The 2,412-nt window shown below is 63.3% G+C and carries 3 protein-coding genes; 2 read left to right on the top strand and 1 reads right to left on the bottom strand.

Annotation, left to right across the window (positions count from 1 at the left end; all coding sequences use genetic code 11):
* Positions 1-88: 88 nt before the first annotated feature.
* Positions 89-559, bottom strand: a complete 471-nt coding sequence (locus ACR2JA_RS10285; protein WP_434008989.1) for a YhbY family RNA-binding protein — start codon at positions 557-559, stop codon at positions 89-91.
* 44 nt (positions 560-603) lie between these two features.
* Here ACR2JA_RS10285 and ACR2JA_RS10280 point away from each other — a divergent pair, with 44 nt between their 5' ends.
* Together ACR2JA_RS10280 and ACR2JA_RS10275 are read left to right on the top strand one after the other, a co-directional pair.
* Positions 604-1,266 (top strand): RlmE family RNA methyltransferase, encoded by a 663-nt coding sequence (locus ACR2JA_RS10280; protein WP_434008990.1) that lies wholly within the window; start codon positions 604-606, stop codon positions 1,264-1,266.
* Between the two features lie 173 nt (positions 1,267-1,439).
* A partial coding sequence (locus ACR2JA_RS10275; RefSeq protein ID WP_434008988.1) for an ATP-dependent metallopeptidase FtsH/Yme1/Tma family protein occupies positions 1,440-2,412 on the top strand: 973 nt, incomplete at its 3' end.

Here is a 2,412-nt window from a genome sequence, read left to right as displayed (position 1 = left end):
GCAGCGTTCATGCGGTCTCAGATGGTGCGCGGTAAGGGAAGTTCAAGCCGGGCCGCCCCGGGGCTGGGCGCGCACCGACCGGTTCGGGTCACTGAGCGCTTTTTTTCACGCTCTTTTGCAGCACCTTGGCGCGCTTGACCTGGCCGCCAGACGTCAGGCGCTGGTTGCCCAGCACCCGCACGACCTTGACTTCGGGTCGTTGTCCGCCGCGCTTGCTGAACTTCAGCACTTTGACGTCCTTGGGGCCGGGCATGCGGTCTTCGTCGACCACCTTGGCTTTCTCGGGCAGGGGACGCCACAGCACCAGCAGCTTGCCAATGTGCTGGATCGGCGCAGCGTCCAGTTCGTCGGACAGGGTCTGCAGCATGGCTTCGCGCGCTGCGCGGTCGTCGCTGAACACGCGAACCTTGATCAGGCCGTGGGCCTTGAGGGCGGCGTCCACTTCTTTCTTGACGGCGACGGTCAGGCCGTCTCCCCCGATGAGGACGACAGGGTCGAGGTGGTGGGCATCGGCGCGGTGGACTTTGCGCTGGGCGGGAGTGAGTGTGATCTGGGGCATGGGACAATTATCGTTTACACAGCGCTTGCGCGTCCCCCATGGGCATCAAAGTCAAGACCCAGAGCAAGAAGGTCAACAAGGCCTGGCTCAACCAGCACGTCAACGATCCCTATGTGCGCCTGGCACAAAAGGACGGCTTTCGCGCGCGTGCCGCCTACAAACTCAAGGAAATCGACGAGACGCTCGGGCTGATCCGCCCGGGGGATGTCGTCGTGGACCTGGGCTCCACGCCCGGCGCCTGGAGCCAGTACCTGCGCCGGCGCCTGAGCCCGGACGGGGCCGCGGTGGGCGAACTCAAAGGCCGCATCCTGGCGCTGGACCTGTTGCCCATGGATCCGATCGAAGGCGTGCAGTTCATCCAGGGCGACTTCCGGGAAGAGGCGGTGCTGGCCGAGCTGGAACAGGTGCTGGTGGGGCATGGTGTGGACAAGGTGGATGTGGTGGTCTCGGACATGGCGCCCAACCTGTCGGGCATCGGTGCCACCGACTCGGCCCGTATCGAGCTGCTGGTGGAACTGGCGGTCGACTTTTCCGTCCGGCACCTCAAGAGCGACGGAGCACTGGTGGCCAAGGTGTTCCACGGTGGCGCGTACGACGCGCTGGTGGCGCTGTTCCGCCAGACATTCAAAGTGGTCAAGACCTTCAAGCCCAAGGCTTCGCGCGACCAGTCGTCGGAAACCTTTCTGGTCGGCATGGGTCTGAAATGAGCGCCAGAGGCCTCGCCTTCTGGCGGGCAGGCCTGGGGCCGAGAGGCCCGATGCCGAAAAATAGATGGACGCGATAGCAAGCGTCATGTCATTCGTCAAGACCGGGCTTCTTGAAAGTCCTAAAATGGGCCCGACATGCCTTTCTCCGACAACTCTGCAGCCAGGAGCCGCACTTGAACAACCAGTGGTTCTCGAAAATCGCCGTGTGGATGGTCATCGCCATGGTGCTTTTCACCGTCTTCAAACAGTTCGACGGTCGCGCGACCGCCGGTGCTGGCTACGTCGGCTACTCCGAATTTCTGGACCAGGTGAAGGCCCAGCAAATCAAGAGCGCCACCATCCAGGAGGGTCAGGGCGGGACTGAAATCGTCGCGGTCACGCAGGACGACCGCCGCATTCGCACCACCGCCACCTACCTGGACCGTGGTCTCGTGGGCGACCTGATCAACAACAACGTCAAGTTTGATGTGCGCCCGCGCGAAGAGGGCTCGCTGCTCATGACGCTGCTGGTCAGCTGGGGCCCGATGCTCCTGCTCATCGGCGTGTGGATCTATTTCATGCGCCAGATGCAGGGTGGCGGCAAAGGCGGCGCTTTCAGCTTTGGCAAAAGCAAAGCCCGCATGCTGGATGAGAACAACAACACCGTGACCTTTGCCGATGTGGCCGGCTGCGACGAGGCCAAGGAAGAGGTCAAGGAGGTGGTGGATTTCCTGAAGGACCCTCAGAAATTCCAGAAGCTGGGCGGCCGCATTCCGCGTGGCCTGCTGCTGGTCGGCCCTCCGGGCACCGGCAAGACGCTGCTGGCCAAGGGCATCGCCGGTGAAGCCAAGGTGCCGTTCTTCAGCATCTCGGGTTCTGACTTCGTGGAAATGTTCGTCGGTGTGGGCGCGGCCCGTGTGCGCGACATGTTCGAGAACGCCAAGAAGAACGCGCCCTGCATCATCTTCATCGACGAAATCGACGCGGTCGGCCGCCAGCGTGGCGCCGGTCTGGGCGGTGGCAACGACGAACGCGAACAGACCCTCAACCAGATGCTGGTCGAGATGGACGGTTTCGAGACCAACCTCGGTGTGATCGTGGTGGCCGCCACCAACCGCCCCGATATCCTGGACGCGGCGCTGCTGCGTCCCGGACGTTTCGACCGCC

The organism is Hydrogenophaga sp. (assembly GCF_051007235.1).
GTDB lineage: Bacteria > Pseudomonadota > Gammaproteobacteria > Burkholderiales > Burkholderiaceae_C > Hydrogenophaga.
This window is presented reverse-complemented; position numbering and strand designations above follow the sequence as displayed.